Below are 26,635 nucleotides of genomic sequence, written 5' to 3'. Positions count from 1 at the left end.
TCGGCGTGGACGTACCGCGCCGTGTCCCTACCCCACCATGCCCGGAACCGGAAGGAGTGGCGCCGTGCGTTCCCTGTGCGTCCGCCTCGACGCCGTACTCGTCCAAGCCCTGATCGCTGCCGCGCTGTCCTTCGCCCACCTGCACGACCTGGCCGCAGCCGCCGGACAGGACGGCTGGAAGGCGTGGGCCTACCCGGTCTCCGTCGACCTGCTGTTGGTGGCGGCCTGGCGGCGACTGCGCTCCGGTGGGTCGAAGGCGGCCGGGTGGTGCTGGTTCCTCGTCGCGCTGACCGCGTCGCTCGGGGCCAACGTCGCCACGGCCGGCCTTCTCGACCTGGACGCCGTACCCGCCTGGCTGCGCATCCTCGTCGCCGGATGGCCCGCGGTCGCCTTCCTCGGCGGCACGCTCCTTGCCCACGGCCCGACCACAGAGCTTGAAGCGGCCCCTGCCCCTGCCTCGGCCTCGACGCCTGTGCGGCCCGCTGTCGAAGCGGTGCCCGAACCGGCTCCGTCGCCTGCCGCCCCCGTTCCGCCGGCCCTCGTCACCCACGCCCGCAAGGTCGCCGACGACCACCGCGCCCGGACCGGAACCCCCATCGACACTCCGACCCTTCGCGCCCGGCTCGGCGTCCCGCTACCACTCGCCGAAGCCATCGCCGCCCAACTCACCTGAACCGGGAGCACTTCCGCCCATGCGTCCGTCCACGCTCCGCGCCCTCAACCGCGCTGCCGAGCTGACCCGCCAGAACCGCCTCACCGAAGCAATGCTCATCGCCGAACCCGTGATCATCACCGCCGACGAGTACGAGGGCGAGGAGATCCGGCGGTGGCTGCTCGACCACGTCGCCGACTTCACCGGCGAGAACCACCCCGACTCGAAGGAGCTGCCCTGATGCCCGCCAACCCGCGTTTCCGCCGGGTCGTCCGTATCGGCCCCGTGAAGGTCGGCACGTACTACGACGGCCGGGGCCGTGAGAAGCACGCCGCCGTGTGCACGGCTCCGCGCTGCGGCTTCTCCGCCGACTACGACAGCCGCGCCGCCGCCGAGCTGGCCGCCCGCACCCACCGCTGCCGCGTCCGCTGATGCGCTGATCCGCTGAGGAGACTCCGTGACCGTCTCGCTCCCGCTCGTCTTCGTCCTGGGCGTCATCGCCTGGGCCGCGATCAAGTTCCTCGGCGTCCGCCTCTGGGTCGCCGTCGTGATCGCCCTGTTCGGCTTCTGGCTCTCCCACACCTTCCTCGCCCCTGCCATCGAGACCGGCACCCGCACCGGGGTCGACGTCATCGACGGCACCGACAAATGACCAGGAGGTCCGCCGTGCTGTTCCGCCCCCAGCTCCCCGACACCCCGCACCCGCCCACCACCCTCACCACACAGCACCAGGTGCAGGCGCCGGTGCCGTCCGCCGGCCGCCCGCTCACCCCCTATGTGGGTGCGGTCGCCGCGGTGGTCGTCGTCGGCATCGTCCTCACCGCGCTCCTGGCGGCGGTCGCCGTTGCGGCCGTGTCCGTGGCCGTCGCCGCCGTGGTCCTGCGCTCCCTCGTCACCGGCGCCACCAGGCGCTGACCGGCCACCGGGGCGGCAACAAGCCGCCAAGCATCCCGCCGCCCCGGGGCCGTCCCTCCCGACCGCCGAAACAGTCGAAAGGAACTCCCATCATCACCCGGCAGACTCCGCCCCCGCTGGCGGAACTCTCCACGCTTGCATCCTTCGGCACCCTGCCCGAGCTGGCCCGCCAGCTCTCCGGCCTGGGCGGCTGCACACACCCCGTCCGCCTCGACGGCCACCGCACCGAATACGACGTCGACACGGCGACCGGCGAGATCGGCACCGTCCTGCACCACCTCGACTCCGCCGACCTCCCTGCCGGTCAGCTCCTGGTCCGCTGCAACAACCGCCGGGCCACCCGCTGTGCGGCCTGCGCCGAGGTCTACCGCCGTGACACTTACCACCTGATCACCGCCGGACTGTGCGGCGGCAAGGGCACCCCTGACCAGGTCGCCACGCACCCCCGCGTCTTCGCCACGTTCACCGCCCCCGGCTTCGGTTCGGTCCACAACCGCCGCACCGACGGCCGCCCCTGCCGCTGCGGCACTCACCACGACCAGGACGACGACGTCCTCGGCACTCCGCTCGACCCGGACCGCTACGACTACGACGCGGCCGTGCTCTGGAACGCGCACGCCGGGGCCCTGTGGCGGCGCTTCTCGATCTACCTCCGCCGGGAGGTCGCCAAGCGCGCCGGCCTCACCCAGCGCACCTTCCGCGACCACGCCCGCGTCTCCTTCGCCAAGGTCGCCGAATACCAGAAGCGCGGCGCCGTCCACTTCCACGCCGTCATCCGCCTCGACGGCCCGGAAGGGGACGACACCCCGCCCCCGGCCTGGGCGACCGCCGAGCTGCTTACCGACGCCATACGCGCGGCCACCCTCGCCGCCCGGGTCGACGGACTGGAGATCGACGGCCGGGCCCATACCTTCGCCTTCGGCCGCCAACTCGACGTCCGTACGATCCGCTCCGCCGACTTCGACGGCGGCCAAGAGCTGACCGAGCGGGCCGTAGCGGCGTACATCGCCAAGTACGCCACCAAGGGCGCCGAGACAGCCACGGGCGCTCTGGACCGACCCCTGAAGTTCGCCGCCGAGCTGACTCAGCTCGACATCAGTGACCATGCCCGCCGCCTCATCCGCACCGCCTGGACCCTCGGCGCCCGTAAGGACCTCGAACACCTCCGCCTGCGCGCCTGGGCCCACATGCTCGGCTTCCGCGGCCACTTCTCCACCAAGTCCCGCCGCTACTCCACCACTCTCGGCGCCCTCCGCACCGCCCGCGCCGACTGGCGACGGGCCCAGATGGCTCCGCCCGTCCCGCGGGATGGCGACAGCACGCTCGTCCTCGCCCACTGGGTGTTCGCTGGCACGGGCCTCAGCGCTGCCGAGACCTGGCTCGCCGCATCACTCGAACCCGCCCCCGGAACGGAAGGAGAACCCACGTGGACCACCGACGCGACGAGTTGATGACTGTTCGTCAGGTGCTCGACGAACTGGGCGGTGTTTCTCGACGGACCTTCTACCGCTGGCGGGAGCTGGGGCTGGGGCCTGAGGCGTTCAAGCTCCCCAACGGAGAGCTCCGAATCTGGCGGAGCGACTTCGCCACGTGGCTGCGACAGCTGGAGGCGGCGGCGTGAAGTCTCTCGACGTGAAGGTCTGGGGCGTCCGAAAGCGGGACACCAAGACACCTTCGTACGGTGTCCGCTGGTCCGTGGCCGGCAATGTCTTCTCCGAGTCCTTCCGCACCAAGGCGCTCGCCGACCACTACCGCACGAAGCTGATGCGGGCGATGCGCGACGGCGAGGAGTTCGACAAGGAGTCGGGCCTTCCTGCCTCGATGGAAGAGAAGAAGTCGGCCGTGTCGTGGTACGCCTTCGCCCTCAAGTACCTCGCCATGAAGTGGCCCCATGCCGCCCCCAACACACGGGATGGAATCAACGAATCGCTCACCAGCGTGACGGTGGAACTCCTCGACGACCGCGCCGGACGTCCGTCCGATGAGGCGCTCCGTAAGGCGCTTCGCAACTGGGCCTTCGTCTTGCCGGGGCCTGACGATCGGGAAGTCCCGGACGACGTGCGGAATGTTCTTCACTGGGTGTCCAAAGCCTCTCGACCGCTTGCTGATCTCGCCGAGCCCGCCACGGCCCGCGCGGTTCTCGACTCGCTGAAGCTGAAGCTCGACGGCTCGGCAGCAGCGGCGGAAACCGTGCGGCGTAAGCGTCGGACGCTCGTCAACGCCGCGAACTATGCGGTCGACATGGGGGAGCTGCGGGAGAACCCCATCACGGCGGTCCGCTGGCAGAAACCGAAGGTGTCCAACCAGGTGGACCCGCGCGTCGTCGCCAACCCGGAGCAGGCTCGCAACCTCCTGGCGGCCGTCTCTTATGTGGGCGGATACCGGCGTGCCCGCGGCCGTCGTCTTGTAGGTCTGTTCGCCGCCATGTACTTCGGCGGCCTTCGGCCGGCGGAGGCGGTGGGCCTCGTTGAGACGGACCTGATCCTTCCCGAACGGGGTTGGGGCTCGGCCCTGCTCCACCGGGCCCGCCCGTCAGTCGGCAAGCAGTGGACCGACTCCGGGGAGACCCATGACGACCGCGGGCTGAAGAACCGACCGACCGAGGACGTGAGGCGAGTGCCGATCCCGCCTCACCTCATCGCTGTGCTCCGCGAGCATCTGGCCACCTTCGGTACGGCGGACGACGGACGGCTCTTCTTCAGCGAGAAGGGCTCGGTCGTCCCGTCCTCGACCTACTACCGCGTGTGGCAGGAAGCCCGGCTTCTCGCGCTCCCGCCGGCCGTCGCCTCCTCGCCGCTCGCGAGTCGGCCGTACGACCTTCGTCACTCGGCGCTGTCGACATGGCTCAACGCTGGCGTTGACCCCACCGAGGTGGCCGAGCGCGCCGGTAACAGCGTGGAGGTCCTGCTGACCCGCTACGCGAAGTGCCTCGACGGACGGCAGGACGTCGCTAACCGTCGAATCGAGGACCTGCTCCGCGAGTACGAGTAGCCCACCGGACTTGGTGTTAGCTGCTAGTGGCAATGCGCAAGAAGAGGCATGGGCCTGGGGATGGTCAGCAGAACCGCCCCCAGGCCCAAGTCTGTGTCAGTCAGACCAGCATGCATGGCACCGCTTGAGCACCCCACCGTCCATGAGCTTTGCCTCAGACTCGCGCATCTTCATGAAGCCTCTCTGCTGCCCACCGTCGTACTGGGTGCGCCCGCAAGGATGTGTGGCTGAGTGGTAGACCTTCCTGCGTGCGCCAACGCTTCCCCGCACGAGGACCTCTGGGTTGCGGTAGGTCTCAGTTTCGTTGCGTTCGGCTTCGACGATCTTCTCGTCCAAGGCCTCCAACCTGGCATCGAACTCCTGACGACGGCGTTTCTCTTCGGCGAGGAAGCCGTCGATGAGTCGGACGCGCTGTTCCCGCAGGATGTATGAGCTCACAACTCCTCCTAGCAATTGCTATGCAGTGCTAGCGATTGCTATCAGGGGCAGTGGACGGATCGAGGGGGAATCAACGCATTCGTCAGCGGTCTTCGGTGGGTAGGCCAGGTGACGACCCTGATCTTCGCAAGCCGGCAGGGCAGGGCGAGTGGGATCAACGTGTCCCGGTCCCGCCAGTCGAGAAGCTCGGTCGCGGTCGATTTCGACGCTCTTACCTGCGGCAAGGCCTCAAGATCCCGTCCACGCCTCGTCCGCAAGCCCCGACATACGCCCGCTCCGAGCGGCACACGCCTGCGCATACGCGAAGACCCCGTTCTCAGCGTTAGCGCTGATGGCGGGGTCTTTGGGCACTTCCTGCGAAGTGCCCCCGGCAGGATTCGAACCTGCGCACACGGCTCCGGAGGCCGTTGCTCTATCCCCTGAGCTACGGGGGCGTACCGCCGCGGTGAGCGGCGACGGGTTGAACACTACCAGCTCCTACCGGGTGCCCGGGAACAGGTATTTCGGAGTCCCCGCCCGGTCCCCGCCCGGTCCCCGCGCGAGCCCGCCCCGCCCTCGCCCCGCCCCGGTTTCCCCGTGCGAGTGGAAGTGGGGAAAAGCCGGACGCGGCGCCGCGGCGCAACCTACTCTCAAGTTGTGCCAGGCATGTCCGGCCGCGTGCTTGTTGTGGACGACAACAAGGTCATCCGGCAGCTGATCAGGGTCAATCTCGAGCTGGAGGGCTTCGAGGTGGTGACCGCGGCCGACGGTGCCGAATGTCTGGACGTCGTCCACCGGGTCCGTCCCGACGTGGTCACGCTGGATGTGGTGATGCCCCGCCTCGACGGCATGCGTACGGCCGCCCGCCTCAGGGAAGACCCGCGGACCAGCCGACTGCCCGTCGTGATCATCAGCGCGTGTACGCAGTACGAGGTGGAGAGCGGCCTCGCCGCCGGGGTCGACGCCTTCCTGTCCAAGCCCTTCGAGCCCGCCGAGCTGGTCAGGGTCGTGCGGCAGCTGTTGCACCGTGAAGCCCCGCGGTCCGCCGACGGCCGGCACGAGGCCGAGGCCGAAGTCGAAGCTGAGGTCGAAGCCGGGCAGGCGGAGCGTACGGCCGGTTGACGCGGTGGCCGGCGTGGCGATCGATGCGGTGCCCGGCCCGTTGGTGACCGGATGGCGAAACCGGTTCGCGTAGCGCCCCCCCTCCTCCCCTACGCTTGTCCCGTGACCCCCGCAGAGCTCTCCCGTACCGTGCTGTGCGCCGTGCGTCGCGCCGTCGACGAGGGCGTGCTGCGGGCGCAGGTGCCGGAGCGGGCCGTCGTCGAGCGGCCGCGGCCCGGCGGCCACGGGGATTACGCCACCAACGTCGCCCTCAAGCTCGCCGGTCCCGCCGGCCTCCCCGCCCGTGAGGTCGCCGAAATCCTCCGCGGCCTCCTCGTCGCCGACGCCTCCATCGCCGGGATCGAGGTCACCGGGCCAGGGTTCCTGAACTTCACGCTCGCTCACGACGTGCACACCTCTGTCGTACGTACGGTCCTGACGCGGGGCCGTGCGTACGGGCACGGGGCCGCGCTCGCCGGAGAAGTCGTCCGGGTCGGGCCCGGCCTTCGCGACGACGCCGTGGCCCGGCTGCTCCATGCGATGGGTGCGAGCGTCGCCCGTGGCGGGCGCGTCGCCCGTAGCGCGAGCGTCATCCGTAGCGCGAGTGTCGCCCGTGACGCGAGTGTCGCCCGTGACGCGAGTGCGCGTACGGGTACGGGTACGGGTACGGGTACGGGAACCGAAACGGAAACGGAAGACGCCGAAAGGGACGGGGGCGCAGCCCTCGTCGCCCGGCTCGGGCGCGACGCCGCCGCCTGGAGCCTCATCTGGCCCACGGCCGTTCCCGCCCCCGAAGACCTCCTCGTACAGCGCGAGACCAACCCACTCTTCCGGGTGCGGTACGCCCACGCCCGCACCCGCGCCCTCGGCCGCAACGCCACCGCCCTCGGCTTCCGAGCGGGACAGGCCGGAGGAGAAGCGGGAAGAGGAGGGGACGCAGCGGAAACGGCGGGAACAGAGAGCGGCGCCGCGCTGCTCCGCGCCCTCGCCGACTACCCCGCCACCCTCGAAGCCGCCGCCCGCCACCGCGCGCCGGACCGGCTCGCACGGCACCTGGACAGGGTGGCGGAGGCCTTCTTCCGCTTCCACGACACGCACTCCGTCCTGCCCCGCGGTGACGAGAAACCCTCGGTCGCCCACCGTTCCCGGCTGGCCCTCGCCGAGGCCACCGGGACGGTGCTCGCCGGCGGCCTGTCCTTGCTCGGCATCAGCGCACCCGAACATCTGTGAGAGAGACAGAAGGACCATGAGCCGTTCCGCACACCCCGCCGGGCCCCGCCACGCCGACGTCCTCACCGAGGGCCACTACTCCGCCCCGCCCACCGACCTCAACGCCCTCGACAAGAAGGTCTGGGCGCGTACCGTCCGCCGCAACGACGACGGTGTCGTCACTGTCGGCGGCATCGAGGTGAGCCGTCTTGCCGAGGAGTTCGGCACGCCCGCCTACTTCCTCGACGAGTCCGACTTCCGTGCCCGGTGCCGGGCCTGGGCCGACGCCTTCGGGCAGGACGCCGACGTGTTCTACGCCGGCAAGGCGTTCCTCTCCCGTGCCGTCGTCCGCTGGCTCCAGGAGGAGGGGCTCAACCTGGACGTCTGCTCGGGCGGGGAGCTCACCACCGCTCTCGACGCGGGCATGCCCGCCGAGCGCATCGCCTTCCACGGCAACAACAAGTCGGCCGAAGAGATCGAGAAGGCCGTACGCGCCGGTGTCGGGCGGATCGTCCTCGACTCCTTCCAGGAGATCGTCCGCGTCGCGCACATCGCCCAGAGCCAGGGCAAGCGCCAGCGGGTCCAGATCCGCGTGACGGTCGGCGTCGAGGCCCATACGCACGAGTTCATCGCGACCGCCCACGAGGACCAGAAGTTCGGGATCGCGCTCGCGGACGGGCAGGCCGCGGAAGCGGTCCGCCGCGCCCTGCGGCTCGACGGGCTCGAGCTCATCGGCATCCACTCGCACATCGGGTCGCAGATCTTCGACATGGCCGGCTTCGAGGTGTCCGCGCGCCGCGTCGTGCAGCTGCTCGCGGAGGTACGCGACGAGCACGGCGTCGAGCTGCCCGAGATCGACCTCGGCGGCGGTCTCGGCATCGCGTACACCTCCGAGGACGACCCCCGCGAGCCGCACGAGATCGCCAAGGCGCTCACCGAGATCGTCACCCGCGAGTGCGAGTCCGCCGGGCTGGCCACCCCCCGCATCTCCGTCGAGCCGGGACGCGCCATCGTCGGGCCGACCGCCTTCACGCTCTACGAGGTCGGCACCATCAAGCCCCTGGAGGGGCTGCGTACGTACGTGAGCGTGGACGGCGGCATGTCGGACAACATCCGCACCGCGCTCTACGACGCCGAGTACAGCGTGGCCCTCGTGTCGCGGACCTCCGACGCCGGGCCGATGCTCACCCGCGTCGTCGGCAAGCACTGCGAGAGCGGCGACATCGTCGTGAGGGACGCCTTCCTGCCCGCCGACCTCGCGCCCGGTGACCTCATCGCCGTGCCCGCCACCGGCGCGTACTGCCGGTCCATGGCGAGCAACTACAACCACGCGCTGCGCCCGCCCGTCGTAGCCGTCAACGAGGGCGGGGCGCGCGTGATCGTCCGGCGCGAGACGGAGGAAGATCTCCTGCGTCTCGATGTCGGGTGATGAAATAGATGTCTCGCAATCTGGACCGGGGGCAGAAACTCCCGTCCGGTGAGTGAGACTGGTTCACACTCGAGCAAGAGAAGGCTGTGCTGATGAAAGGCGTAGGTCGGATGATGCGTACGCGTCCGCTGAAGGTGGCGCTGCTGGGCTGTGGTGTGGTCGGCTCAGAGGTGGCGCGCATCATGGCGACGCACGCCGACGACCTCGCCGCCCGCATCGGGGCCCCGGTCGAGCTGGCCGGGGTCGCGGTGCGGCGGCCCTCCAAGGTCCGTGAGGGCATCGACCCCGCGCTGGTCACCACCGACGCGACCGCCCTGGTCAAACGGGGCGACATCGACGTCGTCGTCGAGGTCATCGGCGGCATCGAGCCGGCCCGCACCCTCATCACCACCGCCTTCGAGCACGGCGCCTCCGTCGTCTCCGCGAACAAGGCACTGCTCGCGGAGGACGGCGCGGCCCTGCACGCCGCCGCCGAGAAGCACGGGCGGGACCTGTACTACGAGGCCGCCGTCGCCGGCGCCATCCCGCTCGTACGGCCGCTGCGCGAGTCCCTCGCCGGAGACAAGGTCAACCGCGTCCTCGGCATCGTCAACGGGACGACGAACTTCATCCTCGACAAGATGGACACGAGCGGAGCCGGTTACTCCGAGGCGCTCGACGAGGCCACCGCCCTCGGGTACGCCGAAGCCGACCCCACCGCCGACGTCGAGGGCTTCGACGCCGCCGCCAAGGCCGCCATCCTGGCCGGGATCGCCTTCCACACCCGGGTCAGGATCGGCGACGTGCACCGCGAGGGCCTGACCGAGGTCACCGCCGCGGACATCGCCTCCGCCAAGCGCATGGGCTGTACCGTCAAGCTCCTCGCGATCTGCGAGCGCGCCGCCGACGGCAAGTCCGTCACCGCGCGCGTCCACCCGGCGATGATCCCGCTGACCCACCCGCTGGCATCGGTCCGCGAGGCGTACAACGCGGTCTTCGTCGAGGCCGAGGCGGCCGGGCAGCTGATGTTCTACGGCCCGGGCGCCGGCGGCGCTCCGACCGCCTCCGCGGTCCTCGGCGACCTCGTCGCCGTCTGCCGGAACCTGGTCGCCGAGACCACCGGACCGGGCGAGTCCGCGTACACCCAGCTTCCTGTCAGCTCCATGGGCGAGGTCGTCACGCGGTACCACATCAGCCTCGATGTGGCCGACAAGCCGGGCGTTCTCGCCCAGGTCGCGACGGTCTTCGCCGAGCACGGCGTGTCGATCGACACGGTGCGCCAGCAGAGCCGGCAGGACGGAGGCGGCGAGGCATCCCTCGTCGTCGTCACCCACCGCGCGCCCGACGCCGCCCTCTCGGGGACCGTCGAGGCGCTGCGCAAGCTCGACACCGTGCGCGGTGTCGCCAGCATCATGCGTGTTGAAGGGGAGTAAGGACCCATGACCACCAACGGCACCCACCAGTGGCGCGGCATCATCGAGGAGTACCGGGACCGCCTGCCGGTCACGGCCACGACGCCGGTCGTCACGCTCCGCGAGGGTGGCACGCCGCTCGTACCGGCGCAGGTCCTCTCCGAGCGCACGGGCTGCGAGGTGCACCTCAAGGTCGAGGGCGCCAACCCCACCGGGTCCTTCAAGGACCGCGGCATGACCATGGCGATCACCCGCGCCAAGGAGGAGGGCGCGAAGGCCGTCATCTGCGCCTCCACCGGCAACACGTCGGCCTCGGCCGCCGCCTACGCGGTACGTGCCGGGATGGTCTGCGCCGTCCTCGTGCCGCAGGGCAAGATCGCGCTCGGCAAGATGGGCCAGGCCCTCGTGCACGGCGCCAAGATCCTCCAGGTCGACGGGAACTTCGACGACTGCCTGACGCTGGCCCGCAGCCTGTCGGACAACTACCCGGTGGCGCTGGTCAATTCGGTCAACCCGGTCCGCATCGAGGGCCAGAAGACAGCCGCCTTCGAGATCGTCGACGCGCTCGGTGACGCCCCGGACATCCACGTGCTTCCCGTGGGCAACGCCGGCAACATCACGGCGTACTGGAAGGGCTACCGCGAGTACGCCGCCGACGGGATCTCCGCGCGCACCCCGCGCATGTGGGGCTTCCAGGCCTCCGGGTCCGCGCCCATCGTGCGTGGCGAGGTCGTCAAGGACCCGCACACCGTCGCCACCGCGATTCGCATCGGCAACCCGGCTTCCTGGCAGTACGCCCTCGCGGCGCGCGACGAGTCGGGCGGCTTCATCGACGAGGTGACGGACCGCCAGATCCTGTCCGCGTACCGCCTGCTGGCCTCTCAGGAGGGCGTCTTCGTCGAGCCCGCCTCGGCGGCCAGCGTCGCCGGTCTGCTCAAGGCCGCCGACGAGGGCAAGGTCGACCCGGGTCAGAGGATCGTGTGCACGGTGACCGGCAACGGCCTCAAGGACCCGGACTGGGCGGTGGCCGGAGCGCCGCAGCCGGTCACGGTGCCCGTGGACGCCGTCACCGCCGCGGAGCGTCTCGGCCTCGCGTAGGCGTGGGCCCGGCGGGGTAAAACCCCGTAAGGCCAGACATAGGCGCACAGGATGGCCCGCGACACGCATCGTGCGCCTCCTGTGCGCCCTATGTCGTCACAGAACCTTCCTTCGATAGGCTGTACCCACCCGCCCCGCCGCATATGCCGCGGTGTTGTTGCCGTCATGGCCTTCGGGTGTTCATACATCCTTCACAATGTCGCAGTTCTCACCATCTCGCAGTCCCACAAGGAGAGTCGTCGAGCGATGGCCGGTCCCGCGTTCCGCGCCGCCGCCGTAAGGGTGCGCGTCCCCGCAACCAGCGCAAATCTTGGTCCCGGCTTCGACGCCCTGGGCCTGTCGCTGGGGCTGTACGACGATGTCGTCGTCCGGGTCGCCGACTCCGGGCTGCACATCGACATCGCAGGTGAGGGCGGGGAGACGCTGCCCCGCGACGAGAGTCACCTGCTCGTGCGGTCGCTCCGTACCGCCTTCGACCTGCTCGGCGGACAGCCGCGCGGCCTCGAGGTCGTCTGCGCCAACCGCATCCCGCACGGCCGGGGCCTGGGCTCCTCCTCCGCCGCCATCTGCGCCGGCATCGTCGCCGCGCGCGCGGTGACCATAGGCGGCGACGCGCGGCTCGACGACACCGCGCTGCTGGAGCTGGCGACCGAGATCGAGGGCCACCCCGACAACGTCGCCGCCTGCCTGCTCGGCGGCTTCACGCTCGCCTGGACCGACGGGGGAGCGGCCAGGGCGATCAGGATGGATCCTGCGGATTCCATCGTTCCGGTGGTCTTCGTCCCCGGAAAGCCGGTGCTGACCGAGACCGCCCGGGGTCTGCTGCCGCGCACCGTCCCCCATGTGGACGCCGCCGCCAACGCGGGCCGTGCCGCCCTCCTCGTGGAGGCGCTGACCAGGCGTCCCGAGCTGCTGCTCGCGGCGACCGAGGACCGGCTCCACCAGGACTACCGGGCCCCGGCGATGCCGGAGAGCCTGGCCCTGGTCAACCGGCTGCGCGCGGACGGCGTCCCGGCGGTCATCTCCGGCGCGGGCCCCACGGTGCTCGCGCTGACCGAGGACAGTGCGGCGGACAAGGTCGCACGGCTGGCGGGCGAGGGGTGGGCGGCCAACCGGCTGGCTCTCGACGCCACGGGAGCGAGCGTTCTGCCGCTCGGTTCCCAGTGACACGCGATCGCCGGTGAACGAGAGGGGGAATATTTGTTGGATCCGGTAGTGTTAATCTCAAGTCTGCACCCGGCGTCCTTGTGGCGCGGTGCATCGTGTCCCCGTTCGGGACCACCATTCTTCCGGGAGCCTCCTCCACTGCCTGAGCAGCCTGCCTGAGCAGTTTCGAGCACGCTCCGGAACCGGCAATGTACAGAGCCGGACCCCCAGCACGTTTATTTCTTCCGCCGTATCCGGCGGACCACCGCCCCGGCACGGTTCACCAAGACCGCAGTCGGACAGCACAACCGGTCGCCGAGCCAGACAGGCCGACGTCCGCTCCAGGGAAGGACCCTTCGTGAGCGACACCACCGATCTGATGGGCGTGACTGCCGACAAGAATGTCGACAACGCCGCGCCCGCCGCAGGTGCTGCCACTGGTAGTGCCGTACGGCGCCGCCGCTCCGGCACCGGCCTCGAGGGCATGGTCCTGGCCGAGCTGCAGCAGGTCGCGTCCGGCCTCGGGATCAGGGGCACCGCGCGTATGCGCAAGAGCCAGCTGATCGAGGTCATCAAGGAAGCGCAGGCAGGGGGCTCGGCCCCGGCGAAGAGCGCCGAGAAGGCCGGCTCCGCTGCCGAGACCAAGCCGAAGCGCCGTGCCACCTCCAAGGCGCGTACGGGAGACGAGGCCGCCACGGCCGCCGCGCCCGCCGCCGAGAAGGCCGTTGCCCAGCAGCAGATCGAGATCCCCGGTCAGCCGGCCGGGGGCCCCGCCCGCGATGGGGGCACCTCCCGCGCGAGCGCAGCCGAGCGTGGGGGAGAAGCCGAGCGTGGGGGAGACGACCAGCCGGTCGGCGAGCGCCGCCGGCGCCGCGCCACCGCCCAGGCGGGCAGCCCCGAGACGGCTGTCGCCACCGAGGTGAGGACCGAGCCCAGGACCGAGAAGACCGAGGCCAGGGCCGACCGGACGGAAGCCAGGACGGACACGCAGTCCGCCGAGGCCAAGTCCGAGACCGCCGTCACGGCGCCTTCTCAAGAGGGCGCCGAGGGCCGCCGGAGTGACCGCCAGGAGCGCGGTCAGCGTGGTGACCGTCGCGAGCGCGGCAACCAGCGTGACCGCGGCGACCGCCAGGAGCGCGGCGACCGTCAGGAGCGCGGTGACCGTGTCGACCGCCAGGACCGCGGCGAGCGCCGTGACCGAGGCAAGGGCGACGACCAGGGCGGCCAGCGCCAGCAGCGCCAGGGCGGTCAGGGCGGCCAGAGCAGCGGCCCCCAGGACGACGACGACTTCGAGGGTGGCCGCCGCGGCCGCCGCGGCCGCTACCGCGACCGCCGTGGCCGTCGTGGCCGCGACGAGTTCGGCAGCGACGCGCCGCCGGTCTCCGACGACGACGTCCTGATCCCCGTCGCGGGCATCCTGGACATCCTCGACAACTACGCGTTCATCCGGACCTCCGGCTACCTGCCGGGCCCGAACGACGTGTACGTGTCCCTGGCCCAGGTCCGCAAGAACGGCCTGCGCAAGGGCGACCACGTCACCGGCGCCGTCCGCCAGCCCAAGGACGGCGAGCGCCGCGAGAAGTTCAACGCGCTCGTCCGCCTCGACTCGGCGAACGGCATGGCGGCCGAATCCGGCCGCGGCCGTCCGGAGTTCCAGAAGCTGACTCCGCTGTACCCGCAGGACCGTCTGCGCCTCGAGACCGACCCGGGCGTCCTGACGACCCGGATCATCGACCTCGTCGCGCCGATCGGCAAGGGACAGCGCGGCCTGATCGTGGCCCCGCCGAAGACCGGCAAGACCATGATCATGCAGGCGATCGCCAACGCGATCACGGTCAACAACCCCGAGTGCCACCTGATGGTCGTCCTCGTCGACGAGCGGCCCGAAGAGGTCACCGACATGCAGCGGTCGGTGAAGGGCGAGGTCATCTCCTCGACCTTCGACCGCCCGGCCGAGGACCACACCACCGTCGCCGAGCTGGCCATCGAGCGTGCGAAGCGCCTCGTCGAGCTCGGTCACGACGTGGTCGTCCTGCTGGACTCGATCACCCGTCTGGGCCGTGCGTACAACCTCGCGGCCCCCGCCTCCGGACGCATCCTGTCCGGTGGTGTCGACTCGACCGCGCTCTACCCGCCGAAGCGCTTCTTCGGTGCGGCGCGCAACATCGAGGACGGCGGCTCGCTGACCATCCTGGCCACCGCGCTGGTCGAGACCGGCTCGCGCATGGACGAGGTGATCTTCGAGGAGTTCAAGGGCACCGGCAACATGGAGCTCAAGCTCGACCGGAAGCTCGCCGACAAGCGCATCTTCCCGGCTGTGGACGTCGACCCGTCCGGCACCCGCAAGGAGGAGATCCTCCTCAACGCGGAAGAGCTCGCCATCGTCTGGAAGCTGCGCCGGGTGCTGCACGCACTCGACTCGCAGCAGGCGATCGAGCTCCTGCTGGACAAGATGAAGCAGACCAAGTCGAACGCCGAGTTCCTGATGCAGATCGCGAAGACGACCCCTTCGGGCAACGGCAGCGACTGACCGCCGCAGCGCGACACCGGCCGCCCCGTCACGGAAGTGACGGGGCGGCTTTGCTGTGTCCGGCGGCACGTCCCTCTGTGAGGGTTTCCGTGCGGAGATGTTGCCAAGCTGTGTTCACCAGTTGGCCACAAGTGGCTGTTGGTGTACGGGAGTCGGCCGTACGATCATCCGGCCGCAGGTGGGGGGATCCATTTGGGGCGTCCTCATCGATCTCTGAATCAGGAGTCCCGAGTGATCTCTGGCAAGCAGGGCGGGAAGCACCGCCGCCGGATGCGCATAGCCATGCCGACCGCGGCCACCGCGATCGCGGCCGCCGTCGCCGGCGCGATGCTGGTGGCTCCGGCCCAGGCCGCCGTGCCGCCGCCCACGCCCACGATCAAGCCGACCGTCAGCTCGCCCTCCCAGGCGGAGCTGGAAGCGCGCCTCGCGGCCGCGGCCAAGACGGCCGAGCAGCCGTCCGAGGCGGCGAGGTTCTCCTCGGGCGGGGCGATCGACCCGAAGGTCATCGGTGGTACGACGACCACGATCGCGTCGGCCCCGTGGATGGCGCAGCTCTTCTACGAGGACGGCGACAACTCGTTCTTCTGCGGCGGAGCCGTCATCGCGCCGACGAAGATCCTCACCGCGGCGCACTGCGTCAAGGACGCCGACTGGAAGAGCAAGGGCGTCGTCGTCACCGGCACCGAGAAGCTGGCGACCGACGCGGACCACGGCGGCGCCGTCACCGGTGTCTGGCGCCAGTGGAACCACCCGAAGTACAGCGACTACACGCTCGACAACGACATCGCGGTGCTGACCCTGGCCGCTCCGGTCAAGGTCAAGCCGATCAACATCACGAAGTCGGACGACACCACGTCGTACAAGCCGGGGACCCTTGCCACGGTCTACGGCTGGGGCCGCACCTCCTCCACCAGCAACGACATCTCGCCGACGCTGAAGAAGGCGACCCTGCCCATCAACTCCGACGCCGCGTGCGCCAATTGGGAACTCGGCGACGAGTTCGTCAAGGGCCACATGGTCTGTGCCGGCAAGCCTGCGACCGGCCAGGACAGGGGCACGGAGACCGCCTGCAACGGCGACTCGGGCGGCCCCCTGGTCGTCGGCGGAAAGATCGTCGGCGTGGTCTCGTGGGGTGTCAAGGACTGCGTGGAGAAGGGCGCGTACAGCGTCTACGCCAAGGTCAGCTCGTACGTCGGCTCCGTCGTCCCGCGCGTCGACGACGCCAACATCACCAATGACCACCGGTCCGACGTCCTGGCCCGCCGCAGCGCGTCCGACGGGACGCTCTACTACTACGCGTCCAAGGGCACCTCGTTCGCCACGCGCGTCTCGGCCGGTGACTACAGAGCCGCCAACGTGATCCTCCAGACGGACCTGAACCGGGACGACTACGAGGACATGATCATCCGGACCAAGTCCGGCGACGTCTGGTGGTCGCACTACGTGCCGTCCACCGAGCAGTGGACCGACACGAGGATCGCCTCCGGCTGGGGCTCCAGGAAGCAGATCGTCGTCCCCGGCGACGTCACCGGCGACGCCCTGCCCGACCTGCTGTCCGTGGACTCCGGCGGCGCGCTGTGGATCTACCCGGGCAAGGGCAACGGCACCTTCTCGCCCCGCGTCAAGGTCGGCACCGGCTGGAGCCAGTTCAGCTCACTGCGCGGCAACGGTGACTTCACCGGCGACGGCAAGGCCGACCTGATCGCGCGCAAGTCCAGCACGTCGGAGATGTTCCTCTACAAGGGAACGGGCAAGTCCGGCACCGCCGCCTTCGCCGCCAGGCAGAAGGTCCGTACGTGGACCGGCTACAACGCCTTCGACGCGGCCGGTGACGTCACCGGTGACGGCAAGGCCGACTACCTGGCCCGGACGCCCGGGGGCACGCTCTACCTCTATCGGGGCACCGGCAAGGCGTCGTCGGAGATCTTCGCCACACGCGTCAAGATCGGAACCGGCTGGCAGCAGTACAACATCTTCGGCTGAAAAGCCCTGGTGAGAGGGGTTTCCGATCCCTCTCACCCGGTCCTCTCGCCCACGCCCTGTGGCCCTTGCCCCCAGCAGGGGCCACAGGGCGTTGTGCAACCCTTCACGGTGTTCCGTCGTCTGACAAGTACTGACATACCGTGCTTGATCATCACGGCAGGGGGTACCGGAAGCAACGAGGGCTGGGGAGAGACATGGCCGAACAGAGCAGGAGTGGCCGCATACGGGGCACCGGCAAACGCCGGAAGAGACGGAGCGGCCGCGCCAAGGCGCTGACCGCCACCGCGTGGGCCGCGGCGGGCGTGGTGCTGCTGGGCGGAACCGGTCTCGGTTACGTCTACCTCAAGCTCGACGGCAACCTCCAGGGCATCGACATCAACACCCGGCTCGGCACCGACCGCCCCGCCGACGTCGACAACGGCTCGATGGACATCCTCGTCCTCGGTTCCGACTCCCGCTCGGGCGACAACGCCCGGTACGGGGAGGACGAGGGCGGCGCCCGCTCCGACACCGCGATGGTCCTGCACGTGTACGAGGGCCACAAGAAGGCCAGTGTCGTCTCGATCCCGCGCGACACCCTGATCCAGCGCCCCGCGTGCGCCTCGGACAGCGGCGCAGGGACCGTCTCCGGCGGCCGGCACCGGATGTTCAACACGGCGTACGAGGTGGGCGGCCCGGTCTGTGCGGTGAAGACCGTCGAGAAGATGTCCGGCATCCGCATGGACCACTACATCGAGGTCGACTTCACCGGCTTCAAGAGGCTCATCGACGATCTGGGCGGCGTGGAGATCACCACCAGCCGGCCCATCGACGACGACAAGAGCCGCCTCCACCTGAAGCCCGGCACGCACACCCTCGACGGCGAGAAGTCGCTCGGTCTCGTACGGACCCGCAAGAGCGTCGGCGACGGCAGCGACCTCGGCCGCATCCAGCTCCAGCAGGCCTTCATGAAGGCACTGATCGACCAGGTCAAGGACGTCGGCGTCCTCACCAGCCCCAAGAAGCTGTACGACCTCGCCGACAGCGCCACCAAGACCGTCACCACCGACTCCGACCTGGCCTCGGTCAAGGAGCTGGCGGGCTTCGCGAGCGGCCTCAAGGGCATCGGCGCGGACGACATGAACATGGTGACGCTGCCCGTGCGGTACGACCCGGCCGACCTCAACCGCGTGCTCCCGCTCCAGCGCCAGTCCCGGCAGGTCTGGGAGGCGCTGCGCCAGGACAGGCCCGTGCCGGCCGCCGCGACCAAGGACTCCGCGGGCGACAGGGGCGATGCGGGCGAGATCGTCGCGGGCGGGTAGCCGCCGCGGACCAGCGGAAGCCGGGGGAATAGTTCCGCCCCGTCCCCGGTTTTGGGAGATGCGGCCAGTGCTGGCAGACTGGTACGTCGGCCCCGGTTCACGTCCACGCAATCCGCGTGAGCGACCCGGCGCCCTCCCGAAACTAGGAGACACCTTGAAGCGCGAAATTCACCCCGAGTACGTCGAGACCCAGGTCAGCTGCACCTGTGGCGCGTCGTTCACCACCCGCTCGACGATCTCCAGCGGCACCGTCCGCGCCGAGGTCTGCTCCGAGTGCCACCCGTTCTACACGGGCAAGCAGAAGATCCTCGACACCGGTGGCCGCGTGGCCCGCTTCGAGGCCCGCTTCGGCAAGGCTGCCGCCGCGAAGTAGCGAGCCACTGCGCCGGTCCTCGGCCGCTCCGTACAGGGGCGGGGAGGACCGGCGCTTTGTCGTGACGCACAGGTCGCAGTTCCCTTTCGTTTTTTGCAACCCAGGAGCCCGAAGATGTTCGAGGCGGTCGAGGATCTGATCGGCGAGCACGCCGATCTCGAGAAGAAGCTGGCCGATCCCTCGGTCCACGCCGATCAGGCGAACGCGCGCAAGCTGAACAAGCGTTACGCCGAACTGACCCCGATCATCGGGACGTACCGGGCCTGGAAGCAGACCGGCGAGGACATCGTCACAGCGCGCGAGTACGCCCACGACGACCCGGACTTCGCAGCCGAGCTCAAGCTGCTGGAGAAGCAGCAGGGCGAGCTCACCGAGAAGCTCCGGCTGCTCCTCGTCCCGCGCGACCCCAGCGACGACAAGGACGTCATCCTCGAGGTCAAGGCGGGCGCGGGCGGCGACGAGTCGGCCCTGTTCGCCGGCGACCTGCTGCGCATGTACCTGCGGTACGCGGAGCGCGTCGGCTGGAAGACCGAGATCATCGACGCCACCGAGTCCGAGCTGGGCGGCTACAAGGACGTCCAGGTCGCCGTGAAGACCAAGGGCGGCAACGGCGCGACCGAGCCCGGCCAGGGCGTCTGGGCGCGGTTGAAGTACGAGGGCGGCGTGCACCGAGTGCAGCGCGTGCCCTCCACCGAGTCCCAGGGCCGTATCCACACCTCCGCCGCCGGCGTGCTGGTCACGCCCGAGGCCGAGGAGGTCGACGTCGAGATCCACGCGAACGACCTGCGCATCGACGTCTACCGCTCGTCGGGCCCCGGCGGCCAGTCCGTCAACACCACCGACTCGGCCGTGCGCATCACGCACCTGCCGACCGGCGTCGTCGCCTCCTGCCAGAACGAGAAGAGCCAGCTCCAGAACAAGGAGCAGGCCATGCGCATCCTGCGCTCGCGGCTGCTCGCCGCGGCCCAGGAGGCTGCCGAGCAGGAAGCCTCCGACGTACGCCGCAGCCAGGTCCGCACGGTCGACCGCTCGGAGAAGATCCGCACGTACAACTTCCCGGAAAACCGGATCTCGGACCACCGCGTGGGCTTCAAGGCGTACAACTTGGACCAGGTGCTCGACGGGGATCTGGACGCCGTGATCCAGGCCTGCGTCGACGCCGACTCCGCCGCCAAGCTCGCGGCGGCCCAGGAAAGCCAGTAAGCCCGTAAGCCAGCAAAGCCCCCTGCAAGTCGGAGGACCGGGATGAATCTGCTGCTCGCCGAGGTGGCCCAGGCCACCCAGCGGCTGGCCGACGCCGGCGTGCCCTCACCGCGGTTCGACGCGGAGGAGCTCGCCGCGTTCGTGCACGGTGTCAAGCGGGGTGAGTTGCACAACGTCAAGGACGCCGACTTCGACGCCCGCTACTGGGAGACGATCGCGCGCCGCGAGGCCCGCGAACCGCTGCAGCACATCACCGGCCGCGCCTTCTTCCGCTTCCTGGAGCTCCAGGTGGGGCCCGGCGTCTTCGTACCGCGCCCCGAGACCGAGTCGGTCGTCGGCTGGGCGATAGACGCCGTGCGGGCCATGGACGTCGTCGAGCCGCTCATCGTCGACCTGTGCACCGGCTCCGGCGCCATCGCGCTCGCCATGGCGCAGGAGGTCCCGCGCTCGCGCGTGCACGGCGTGGAGCTGTCCGACGACGCCATCAAGTGGACCCGCAAGAACGCCGAGGGATCGCGCGTCACCGTCCACCAGGGCGACGCCCGGGACGCGCTCCCGGAGCTCGACGGCCAGGTCGACCTCGTCGTCTCCAACCCGCCGTACATCCCGCTCACCGAGTGGGAGTACGTCGCCCCCGAGGCCCGCGACCACGACCCGGAGATGGCTCTCTTCTCCGGCGAGGACGGCCTCGACCTGATCCGCCACATCGAGCGCACCGCCCACCGCCTGCTGCGTCCCGGCGGCGTCGTCGTCATCGAGCACGCCGACACCCAGGGCGGCCAGGTGCCGTGGATCTTCACCGAGGAGCGTGGCTGGGCCGACGCGGCCGACCACCCCGACCTCAACAACCGGCCCCGCTTCGCGACCGCCCGCAAGGCCATGCCGTGACCGCCGGCCGCACACATCAGTTCCCGCACGAGGAGGCTCGTTAAATGGCACGGCGATACGACTGCAACGACGCGACCGACCGCAAGACCGGTCTGCGCGAAGCCGCGGCCGCCGTCCGCCGTGGCGAGCTGGTCGTCCTGCCGACCGACACCGTCTACGGCATCGGGGCCGACGCCTTCAGCGCTGAGGCCGTCGGCGACCTCCTGGAGGCCAAGGGACGCGGCCGCAACATGCCCACGCCCGTCCTCATCGGCTCCCCGAACACCCTGCACGGCCTGGTCACCGACTTCTCCGAGCAGGCGTGGGAGCTCGTCGACGCGTTCTGGCCCGGCGCCCTGACCCTGGTCGCCCGCCACCAGCCGTCCCTCCAGTGGGACCTGGGCGAGACGCGCGGCACCGTCGCCGTCCGCATGCCGCTGCACCCCGTCGCCATCGAGCTGCTCACCGAGTTCGGCCCGATGGCCGTCTCCAGCGCCAACCTCACGGGACACCCCGCCCCCGAGGACTGCGACGCCGCCCAGGCGATGCTCGGCGACTCCGTCTCCGTGTACCTCGACGGCGGTCCGACCCCCGGCATCGTCCCGTCGTCGATCGTCGACGTCACGGGCAAGGTCCCGGTCCTGCTGCGGGCCGGCGCCCTCGACGCCGAGGAACTGCGCAAGGTCGTACCCGACCTCGAGGTGGCCAGTTGACCGCCCTTGACGGGCGTGGCATAGCCGGAGGCACCAGCGACACCTTCCGTATCCTCCACGTCTCCACCGGCAACGTCTGCCGCTCGCCGATCACCGAACGGCTGACCCGCCATGCCCTCACCGACCGCCTGGGCGACCCGCTCACCCGCGGGCTCCTCGTGGAGAGTGCGGGCACCTGGGGGCACGAAGGCGCCCCCATGGAGGCCAACGCCGCCGCCGTCCTCGCCGACTTCGGCGCCGACGCGGCGGGCTTCACCGGACGCGAGCTGCTCGACGAGCACGTCATCCGCGCCGACCTGGTCCTGACCGCGACCCGCGACCACCGCGCCCAGGTCATCTCCATGGGCCACTCGGCGGGCCTGCGCACGTTCACGCTCAAGGAGTTCACCCGGCTCGTACGGGCCATCGACCCGGCCACCCTGCCCGATCCCCTCCAGGACGGCGTGGTGGAGCGCGCACGCTCCCTCGTACGGGCCGCTGCGGCCCTGCGCGGCTGGCTGCTGGCCCCGAGCGTGGAGGCCGACGAGGTGTACGACCCGTACGGCGCCCCCATCACCTTCTTCCGCTCCGTCGGCGACGAGATCAACACGGCGCTGGACCCGGTGGTGACGGCGCTCACGGGAACGCCGGCCCGCGCCGGCTGAGGGGCTTCCTCTCCCCCTGCGCGCCCCTCACGGGGCGGAGCCGCGAGGTGTCACAGCGGGAAGGGGCGGGGCGGGCACGAAGCGACGCGCCGTACGGCGAGCAGGGCGGCCGGGCCCGTCCTACATTGGAGGGGCCGCACCCCTTCGCCAGGCCCGGAGCCAGCCATGCCGGTCACCGCAGCACCCGTTCAGCAGGAGCACGCCGTCCTCGGCGCGGGCTTCGACGAGCTCCGCCGCCAGGACCCGGAGATCGCCGACGTCGTCCTCGGCGAACTGCACCGCGAAGCCACCGGCCTCCAGCTCATCGCGGCCGAGAACTTCTGCTCGCCCGCCGTCCTCGCGGCCCTCGGCTCCCCGCTCGCCAACAAGTACGCCGAGGGGTACCCCGGCGCCCGCCACCACGGCGGCTGCGAGCTGGTCGACGTCGCCGAGCGCACCGCCGTCGACCGCGCGAGGGCCCTCTTCGGCGCCGAGCACGCCAACGTCCAGCCGCACTCCGGCTCCGCCGCCGTCCTCGCCGCGTACGCCGCGCTGCTGCGCCCCGGTGACACGGTCCTGGCCATGGGCCTCCCGTACGGAGGACACCTCACCCACGGCTCCCCGGCCAACTTCTCCGGCCGCTGGTTCGACTTCGTCGGCTACGGCGTCGACCACGAGTCCGGACTGATCGACTACGACCAGGTGCGCCTCCTCGCCCGCACGCACCGCCCCAGGGCCATCGTCGTCGGCTCCATCGCCTACCCGCGGCACCCCGACTACGCGCACTTCCGCGACATCGCCGACGAGGTCGGCGCCTACCTCGTCGCGGACGCCGCGCACCCCATCGGCCTGGTCGCCGGGGGAGCGGCGCCGAGCCCGGTCCCGTACGCCGACGTCGTCTGCGCCACCACGCACAAGGTGCTGCGCGGCCCGCGCGGCGGCATGCTGCTGTGCGGCGCGGAGCTGGCCGAGCGCATCGACCGCGCGGTCTTCCCCTTCACCCAGGGCGGTGCCCAGATGCACTCGGTGGCCGCCAAGGCGGTCGCTTTCGGCGAGGCGGCGACCCCCGCCTTCGCGGCGTACACCCACCAGGTCGTCGTCAACGCGCGCGCACTGGCCGGGGCCCTGGCGGCGGAGGGCTTCGCCGTCACCACCGGCGGCACGGACACCCACCTGATCACCGCGGACCCGGCCCCGCTGGGCGTGGAGGGCCGCACGGCCCGCGGCCGGCTGTCGGCGGCCGGCCTGGTGGTGGACTGCTGCGCCCTGCCGTACGGCGACGAGCGCGGCATCCGCCTGGGAACCGCGGCCGTCACCACCCAGGGGATGGGTGAGGCCGAGATGGCGCGCATCGCGGTGTTCTTCTCGGCGGCGCTGCGGGGGGAGGGCGGGAAGGTCGCGGCCCGGGTGCGCGATCTGGCCGGGGACTTCCCTCCGTATCCGGTCCGGAAATGAGTCGTGCAACCATCAACAGGTACCCGTACGTCCTGGAGCATGTGGTCGCAAAGCTAGGGTGTGGGGCTGAGATGGCCGGCGATACCTGTGGGGCTGCCCGTGCGTGAATATCTGCTGACGCTCTGCGTTACGGCGGCGGTGACATACCTGCTGACCGGACCGGTGCGGAAGTTCGCCATCGCGACCGGCGCGATGCCGGAGATCCGTGCCCGCGACGTACACCGGGAGCCGACTCCCCGGCTCGGTGGCATCGCGATGTTCGGCGGCCTGTGCGCCGGTCTGCTGGTCGCGGACCACCTGCAGAACCTCAACAGCGTCTTCGAGCTGTCGAACGAGCCGCGCGCGCTGCTGTCCGGCGCCGCGGTGATCTGGCTCATCGGCGTCCTGGACGACAAGTTCGAGATCGACGCGCTCATCAAGCTGGGCGGCCAGTTCATCGCCGCCGGCGTGATGGTCATGCAGGGCCTGACGATCCTGTGGCTCCCGGTGCCCGGCGTCGGCCCGGTCTCGGTGACCGCCTGGCAGGGCAACCTGCTCACCGTCGCGCTCGTCGTGATCACCATCAACGCGGTGAACTTCGTGGACGGCCTCGACGGTCTCGCCGCCGGCATGGTCTGCATCGCCTCCACGGCGTTCTTCATGTACGCCTACCGGATCTGGTACGGCTACGGCATCGAGGAGGCCGCGCCCGCCACCCTCTTCGCCGCGATCCTGATGGGCATGTGCATGGGCTTCCTGCCCCACAACATGCATCCGGCCAGGATCTTCATGGGCGACTCGGGATCGATGCTGATCGGCCTGGTCCTGGCGGCCGGAGCGATCTCGGTCACGGGGCAGGTCGACCCGGACGCGATGAAGCTCTTCCTCCCGGGCGGCAGCACGCGCGAGGTCACGCACGCGATGCTGCCGGTCTTCATCCCGCTGCTGCTGCCGCTGACGATCATCGCGATCCCGGTCGCGGACCTGCTGCTGGCGATCGTGCGGCGTACCTGGCAGGGCAAGTCGCCGTTCGCGGCGGACCGCGGGCACCTGCACCACCGGCTGCTGGAGATCGGCCACTCGCACAGCAGGGCGGTGCTGATCATGTACTTCTGGTCGGCCCTGATCGCCTTCGGCGCCGTCGCGTACTCGGTGCACTCGGCCAGCATGTGGATCGTGCTCGGCATCGTCGCGCTCAGCGCGGTGGGCCTGGTGCTCCTGCTCCTCCCGCGCTTCACGCCGCGCGCTCCGCGCTGGGCGGAGTCCTTCATTCCACCGCGCTACCGCAGGAGCCGCGCGGCGGCTTTCTCGGCCACGGCGCAGGAGGGGGAAGAGCCGGCCGACGCGGACGGGGCCCCGGTGACCGGCGAACCGGAAGAGCGTTCTCCTGTTCCTGCGGGCGTCAACGGGGCGACCGCCATCGGGCCCCGTTCGCGTCTCCCCGAGCGGCGGAAAGCCGGAACATCCCGCTGACGATTTGACGCATCGGGTCTCATTACCAGACAAAGGGTGAAGGTGTCTCGCGCAGACGGGCGCTGTCACTCTCATGTGTGACAGCCAGCACACCATCTTGGTAAAGACCTCATCAAATAGTTTGTGATACCGTTCACGAGACCCGGCGACAGGCCGAGGGGCCGCAGTGCGACGGCCCTTCGGACAGAGGTGACCCCCTCGGTCCGGCTTACGCTCGTCCATGACGACACCTACTGCCCCCACCAGCAAGCGGAGCTGCCGCCATGCCGTCCAACGACGCCCGCATTTTCCTTCAAACCGCCGTACCCACCGCTGTCGTCGGCGCTGTCGCCGTCGCCGTCTGCGGAGTGGTCGCCGGTGGCGAGGGAGCGCTCGGAGCAGTCGTCGGTACGGCAGTGGTCATCGCTTTCATGGGGATCGGTCTGTTGGCGCTCCAGCGGACGGCGAAGCGGCTGCCGCATCTGTTTCAGGCCATGGGGCTGTTGCTCTATGTGACTCAATTGCTGCTGCTTTTCGGTTTCCTGGCGCTGTTCAAGGAATCCGACCTGTTCGACTTCAAGGCGTTCGCCTTCACGCTTCTCGCGACAACTGTCGTCTGGATCGCGGCGCAGGCGCGCTCCTACATGAAGGCCAAGATCCTTTACGTCGACCCCAGTTCGTCCGAGGCCGAGAAGCCCGGCAGGACAGGGCGTTCGTCGTGAAGGGTAGGGCCGGGATAAATGGCCGTTCGAGATGCTGCTATCGTCCGGTGCCAACTGCGGCACTGCGGGCGCGGGCATTCGAGCTGACGCCTGTCCCAGCGCGAGGCTCGTTGCCGAACCGCCCCGCCCACGTCCGTAAGACCACCAGTCCAGTGCCGACCCGCGGCTCCGTGCCGCGCCGACACAACGAGGTTGCCGTACCTATGCGCCACGCTGAAGGAGCCCGCGGTGAGTGCTGACACAACGCTTGCCTTTGATGCGAGCTGCCACATTTTCACCGGATGCGGGTTCCCGGCTCCGGGTCTCCACACCTTCGTGTACAAGCCCATCTTCACGGTGGCGGGTTTTGAGTTCACGAAGCCGATGCTGCTCGCGCTGCTGGGCTCGGTCCTGATCGTCGCCTTCTTCTGGGCGGCCTTCAACAAGCCGAAGCTGGTGCCGGGCAAGGTCCAGATGATCGGCGAAGCGGGTTACGACTTCGTACGCCGAGGCATCGTGTACGAGATCATCGGCAAGAAGGACGGCGAGAAGTACGTCCCGCTGATGGTGTCGCTGTTCTTCTTCGTGTGGATTCTCAATCTCTGGTCGATCATTCCGCTCGCCCAGTTCCCGGTCACTTCACTGATCGCCTTCCCGGCCGGTCTGGCACTGATCGTGTACGTCCTGTGGGTCAGCCTGACCTTCAAGAAGCACGGATTCGTCGGCGGCTGGAAGAACATCACCGGCTACGACAAGTCGCTCGGCTGGGTCATGCCGCTGGTCGTGGTGATCGAGTTCTTCTCGAACCTGCTGATCCGGCCCTTCACCCACGCGGTCCGACTGTTCGCGAACATGTTCGCCGGTCACCTGCTGATCGTGATGTTCTCGCTGGCCGCCTGGTACCTGATGAACGGCATCGGCATCGCCTACGGCAGCGTCTCGTTCCTCATGGTCGTCGTGATGACCATCTTCGAGCTGTTCATCCAGGCCGTGCAGGCGTACGTCTTCGTGCTCCTGGCCTCCAGCTACATCCAGGGCGCGCTCGCCAAGGGCCACTGAGCCAGTACCTCACCCCAGAACCAACAGACGTCCGGTGGCCAACCCCC

27 protein-coding genes and 1 tRNA gene are annotated in these 26,635 nt (G+C 69.9%); 26 read left to right on the top strand and 2 right to left on the bottom strand.

Annotation, left to right across the window (positions count from 1 at the left end; translation table 11 throughout):
• Positions 1-64: 64 nt before the first annotated feature.
• From BN1555_RS09975 to BN1555_RS09940, 8 genes are all read left to right on the top strand, one after another.
• On the top strand, positions 65-673 hold the full coding sequence (locus BN1555_RS09975) for a DUF2637 domain-containing protein (protein WP_093799044.1): 609 nt from the start codon (positions 65-67) through the stop codon (positions 671-673).
• A 19-nt stretch (positions 674-692) separates the two neighbouring features.
• Complete coding sequence (locus tag BN1555_RS09970; protein WP_069926933.1) at positions 693-893, top strand: hypothetical protein; 201 nt, start codon at positions 693-695, stop codon at positions 891-893.
• On the top strand, positions 893-1,084 hold the full coding sequence (locus BN1555_RS09965; protein WP_093799043.1) for a mobile element transfer protein: 192 nt from the start codon (positions 893-895) through the stop codon (positions 1,082-1,084). Before BN1555_RS09970 ends, BN1555_RS09965 begins: the two co-directional genes overlap by 1 nt.
• Positions 1,085-1,109: 25 nt before the next feature.
• Positions 1,110-1,304 carry a hypothetical protein gene (locus tag BN1555_RS09960; protein ID WP_093799042.1) on the top strand — a complete coding sequence of 65 codons (195 nt, stop codon included), beginning with the start codon at positions 1,110-1,112 and terminating at the stop codon, positions 1,302-1,304.
• 17 nt (positions 1,305-1,321) lie between these two features.
• The gene (locus BN1555_RS09955; RefSeq protein WP_093803312.1) at positions 1,322-1,567 is read left to right on the top strand and encodes a SpdD protein; all 246 of its coding nucleotides are present in this window, start codon (positions 1,322-1,324) and stop codon (positions 1,565-1,567) included.
• Between the two features lie 116 nt (positions 1,568-1,683).
• Positions 1,684-3,018: a replication initiator gene (locus tag BN1555_RS09950; RefSeq protein ID WP_093799041.1), complete on the top strand. Its 1,335-nt coding sequence runs from the start codon at positions 1,684-1,686 to the stop codon at positions 3,016-3,018.
• A complete protein-coding gene (locus tag BN1555_RS09945) occupies positions 3,018-3,188 on the top strand; it encodes a helix-turn-helix transcriptional regulator (protein WP_093803311.1) in 171 nt (56 codons plus the stop codon). Before BN1555_RS09950 ends, BN1555_RS09945 begins: the two co-directional genes overlap by 1 nt.
• Positions 3,185-4,558, top strand: a complete 1,374-nt coding sequence (locus BN1555_RS09940; RefSeq protein WP_093799040.1) for a tyrosine-type recombinase/integrase — start codon at positions 3,185-3,187, stop codon at positions 4,556-4,558. The genes BN1555_RS09945 and BN1555_RS09940 overlap by 4 nt, the downstream gene beginning before the upstream one ends.
• 96 nt (positions 4,559-4,654) lie before the next feature.
• Here BN1555_RS09940 and BN1555_RS09935 read toward each other — a convergent pair whose 3' ends face one another.
• Both BN1555_RS09935 and BN1555_RS09930 read right to left on the bottom strand, forming a co-directional pair.
• Positions 4,655-4,996 (bottom strand): hypothetical protein, encoded by a 342-nt coding sequence (locus BN1555_RS09935; RefSeq protein ID WP_093799039.1) that lies wholly within the window; start codon positions 4,994-4,996, stop codon positions 4,655-4,657.
• A gap of 362 nt (positions 4,997-5,358) precedes the next feature.
• Positions 5,359-5,430 (bottom strand) — tRNA-Arg (locus BN1555_RS09930).
• 211 nt (positions 5,431-5,641) lie between these two features.
• Between BN1555_RS09930 and BN1555_RS09925 the strand changes: the two genes are divergently transcribed.
• The 18 genes from BN1555_RS09925 to atpB all read left to right on the top strand — a co-directional run bounded on the left by BN1555_RS09925 (position 5,642) and on the right by atpB (position 26,588).
• The gene (locus BN1555_RS09925; protein WP_255306387.1) at positions 5,642-6,097 is read left to right on the top strand and encodes a response regulator; all 456 of its coding nucleotides are present in this window, start codon (positions 5,642-5,644) and stop codon (positions 6,095-6,097) included.
• 102 nt (positions 6,098-6,199) lie between these two features.
• Positions 6,200-7,306 (top strand): ArgS-related anticodon-binding protein NrtL, encoded by a 1,107-nt coding sequence (gene nrtL, locus BN1555_RS09920; protein WP_093799037.1) that lies wholly within the window; start codon positions 6,200-6,202, stop codon positions 7,304-7,306.
• A 16-nt stretch (positions 7,307-7,322) separates the two neighbouring features.
• Entirely contained in the window at positions 7,323-8,714 is a 1,392-nt protein-coding gene (gene lysA, locus BN1555_RS09915; RefSeq protein ID WP_093799036.1) for a diaminopimelate decarboxylase, read from the top strand.
• Positions 8,715-8,824: 110 nt separating this feature from the next.
• Complete coding sequence (locus BN1555_RS09910; protein WP_176710262.1) at positions 8,825-10,126, top strand: homoserine dehydrogenase; 1,302 nt, start codon at positions 8,825-8,827, stop codon at positions 10,124-10,126.
• A gap of 6 nt (positions 10,127-10,132) precedes the next feature.
• Positions 10,133-11,203, top strand: a complete 1,071-nt coding sequence (gene thrC, locus BN1555_RS09905; RefSeq protein WP_093799035.1) for a threonine synthase — start codon at positions 10,133-10,135, stop codon at positions 11,201-11,203.
• A gap of 246 nt (positions 11,204-11,449) precedes the next feature.
• Positions 11,450-12,370, top strand: coding sequence for a homoserine kinase (thrB, locus tag BN1555_RS09900; RefSeq protein WP_093799034.1), 921 nt, complete (start codon positions 11,450-11,452; stop codon positions 12,368-12,370).
• A gap of 337 nt (positions 12,371-12,707) precedes the next feature.
• Positions 12,708-14,879, top strand: coding sequence for a transcription termination factor Rho (gene rho / locus BN1555_RS09895; protein ID WP_093799033.1), 2,172 nt, complete (start codon positions 12,708-12,710; stop codon positions 14,877-14,879).
• 270 nt (positions 14,880-15,149) lie between these two features.
• Positions 15,150-16,862: a trypsin-like serine protease gene (locus tag BN1555_RS09890; RefSeq protein WP_093803308.1), complete on the top strand. Its 1,713-nt coding sequence runs from the start codon at positions 15,150-15,152 to the stop codon at positions 16,860-16,862.
• Positions 16,863-17,056: 194 nt separating this feature from the next.
• Positions 17,057-18,163 carry an LCP family protein gene (locus BN1555_RS09885; protein ID WP_093799032.1) on the top strand — a complete coding sequence of 369 codons (1,107 nt, stop codon included), beginning with the start codon at positions 17,057-17,059 and terminating at the stop codon, positions 18,161-18,163.
• Positions 18,164-18,317: 154 nt separating this feature from the next.
• Complete coding sequence (gene rpmE, locus BN1555_RS09880; protein ID WP_028813220.1) at positions 18,318-18,536, top strand: 50S ribosomal protein L31; 219 nt, start codon at positions 18,318-18,320, stop codon at positions 18,534-18,536.
• Between the two features lie 114 nt (positions 18,537-18,650).
• Positions 18,651-19,739, top strand: a complete 1,089-nt coding sequence (gene prfA / locus BN1555_RS09875) for a peptide chain release factor 1 (RefSeq protein ID WP_093799031.1) — start codon at positions 18,651-18,653, stop codon at positions 19,737-19,739.
• 42 nt (positions 19,740-19,781) lie between these two features.
• A complete protein-coding gene (prmC, locus tag BN1555_RS09870) occupies positions 19,782-20,627 on the top strand; it encodes a peptide chain release factor N(5)-glutamine methyltransferase (RefSeq protein WP_093799030.1) in 846 nt (281 codons plus the stop codon).
• A 44-nt stretch (positions 20,628-20,671) separates the two neighbouring features.
• A complete protein-coding gene (locus BN1555_RS09865; RefSeq protein WP_093799029.1) occupies positions 20,672-21,319 on the top strand; it encodes an L-threonylcarbamoyladenylate synthase in 648 nt (215 codons plus the stop codon).
• Positions 21,316-21,963, top strand: coding sequence for an arsenate reductase/protein-tyrosine-phosphatase family protein (locus tag BN1555_RS09860; RefSeq protein ID WP_093799028.1), 648 nt, complete (start codon positions 21,316-21,318; stop codon positions 21,961-21,963). The genes BN1555_RS09865 and BN1555_RS09860 overlap by 4 nt, the downstream gene beginning before the upstream one ends.
• Before the next feature lie 165 nt (positions 21,964-22,128).
• Entirely contained in the window at positions 22,129-23,397 is a 1,269-nt protein-coding gene (gene glyA / locus BN1555_RS09855) for a serine hydroxymethyltransferase (RefSeq protein ID WP_093799027.1), read from the top strand.
• A 99-nt stretch (positions 23,398-23,496) separates the two neighbouring features.
• Entirely contained in the window at positions 23,497-24,849 is a 1,353-nt protein-coding gene (locus BN1555_RS09850) for an MraY family glycosyltransferase (protein WP_093803306.1), read from the top strand.
• A gap of 263 nt (positions 24,850-25,112) precedes the next feature.
• Positions 25,113-25,550, top strand: a complete 438-nt coding sequence (locus tag BN1555_RS09845; protein ID WP_093799026.1) for a Cg1360 family ATP-synthase-associated protein — start codon at positions 25,113-25,115, stop codon at positions 25,548-25,550.
• Positions 25,551-25,778: 228 nt separating this feature from the next.
• The gene (gene atpB, locus BN1555_RS09840) at positions 25,779-26,588 is read left to right on the top strand and encodes a F0F1 ATP synthase subunit A (protein WP_093799025.1); all 810 of its coding nucleotides are present in this window, start codon (positions 25,779-25,781) and stop codon (positions 26,586-26,588) included.
• Positions 26,589-26,635 lie beyond the last annotated feature (47 nt).

This window comes from Streptomyces sp. Wb2n-11 (assembly GCF_001049855.1).
GTDB lineage: Bacteria > Actinomycetota > Actinomycetes > Streptomycetales > Streptomycetaceae > Streptomyces > Streptomyces altiplanensis.
Note: the sequence above shows the minus strand (reverse complement) of the source record. Positions and strands in the feature narration are given on the sequence as shown.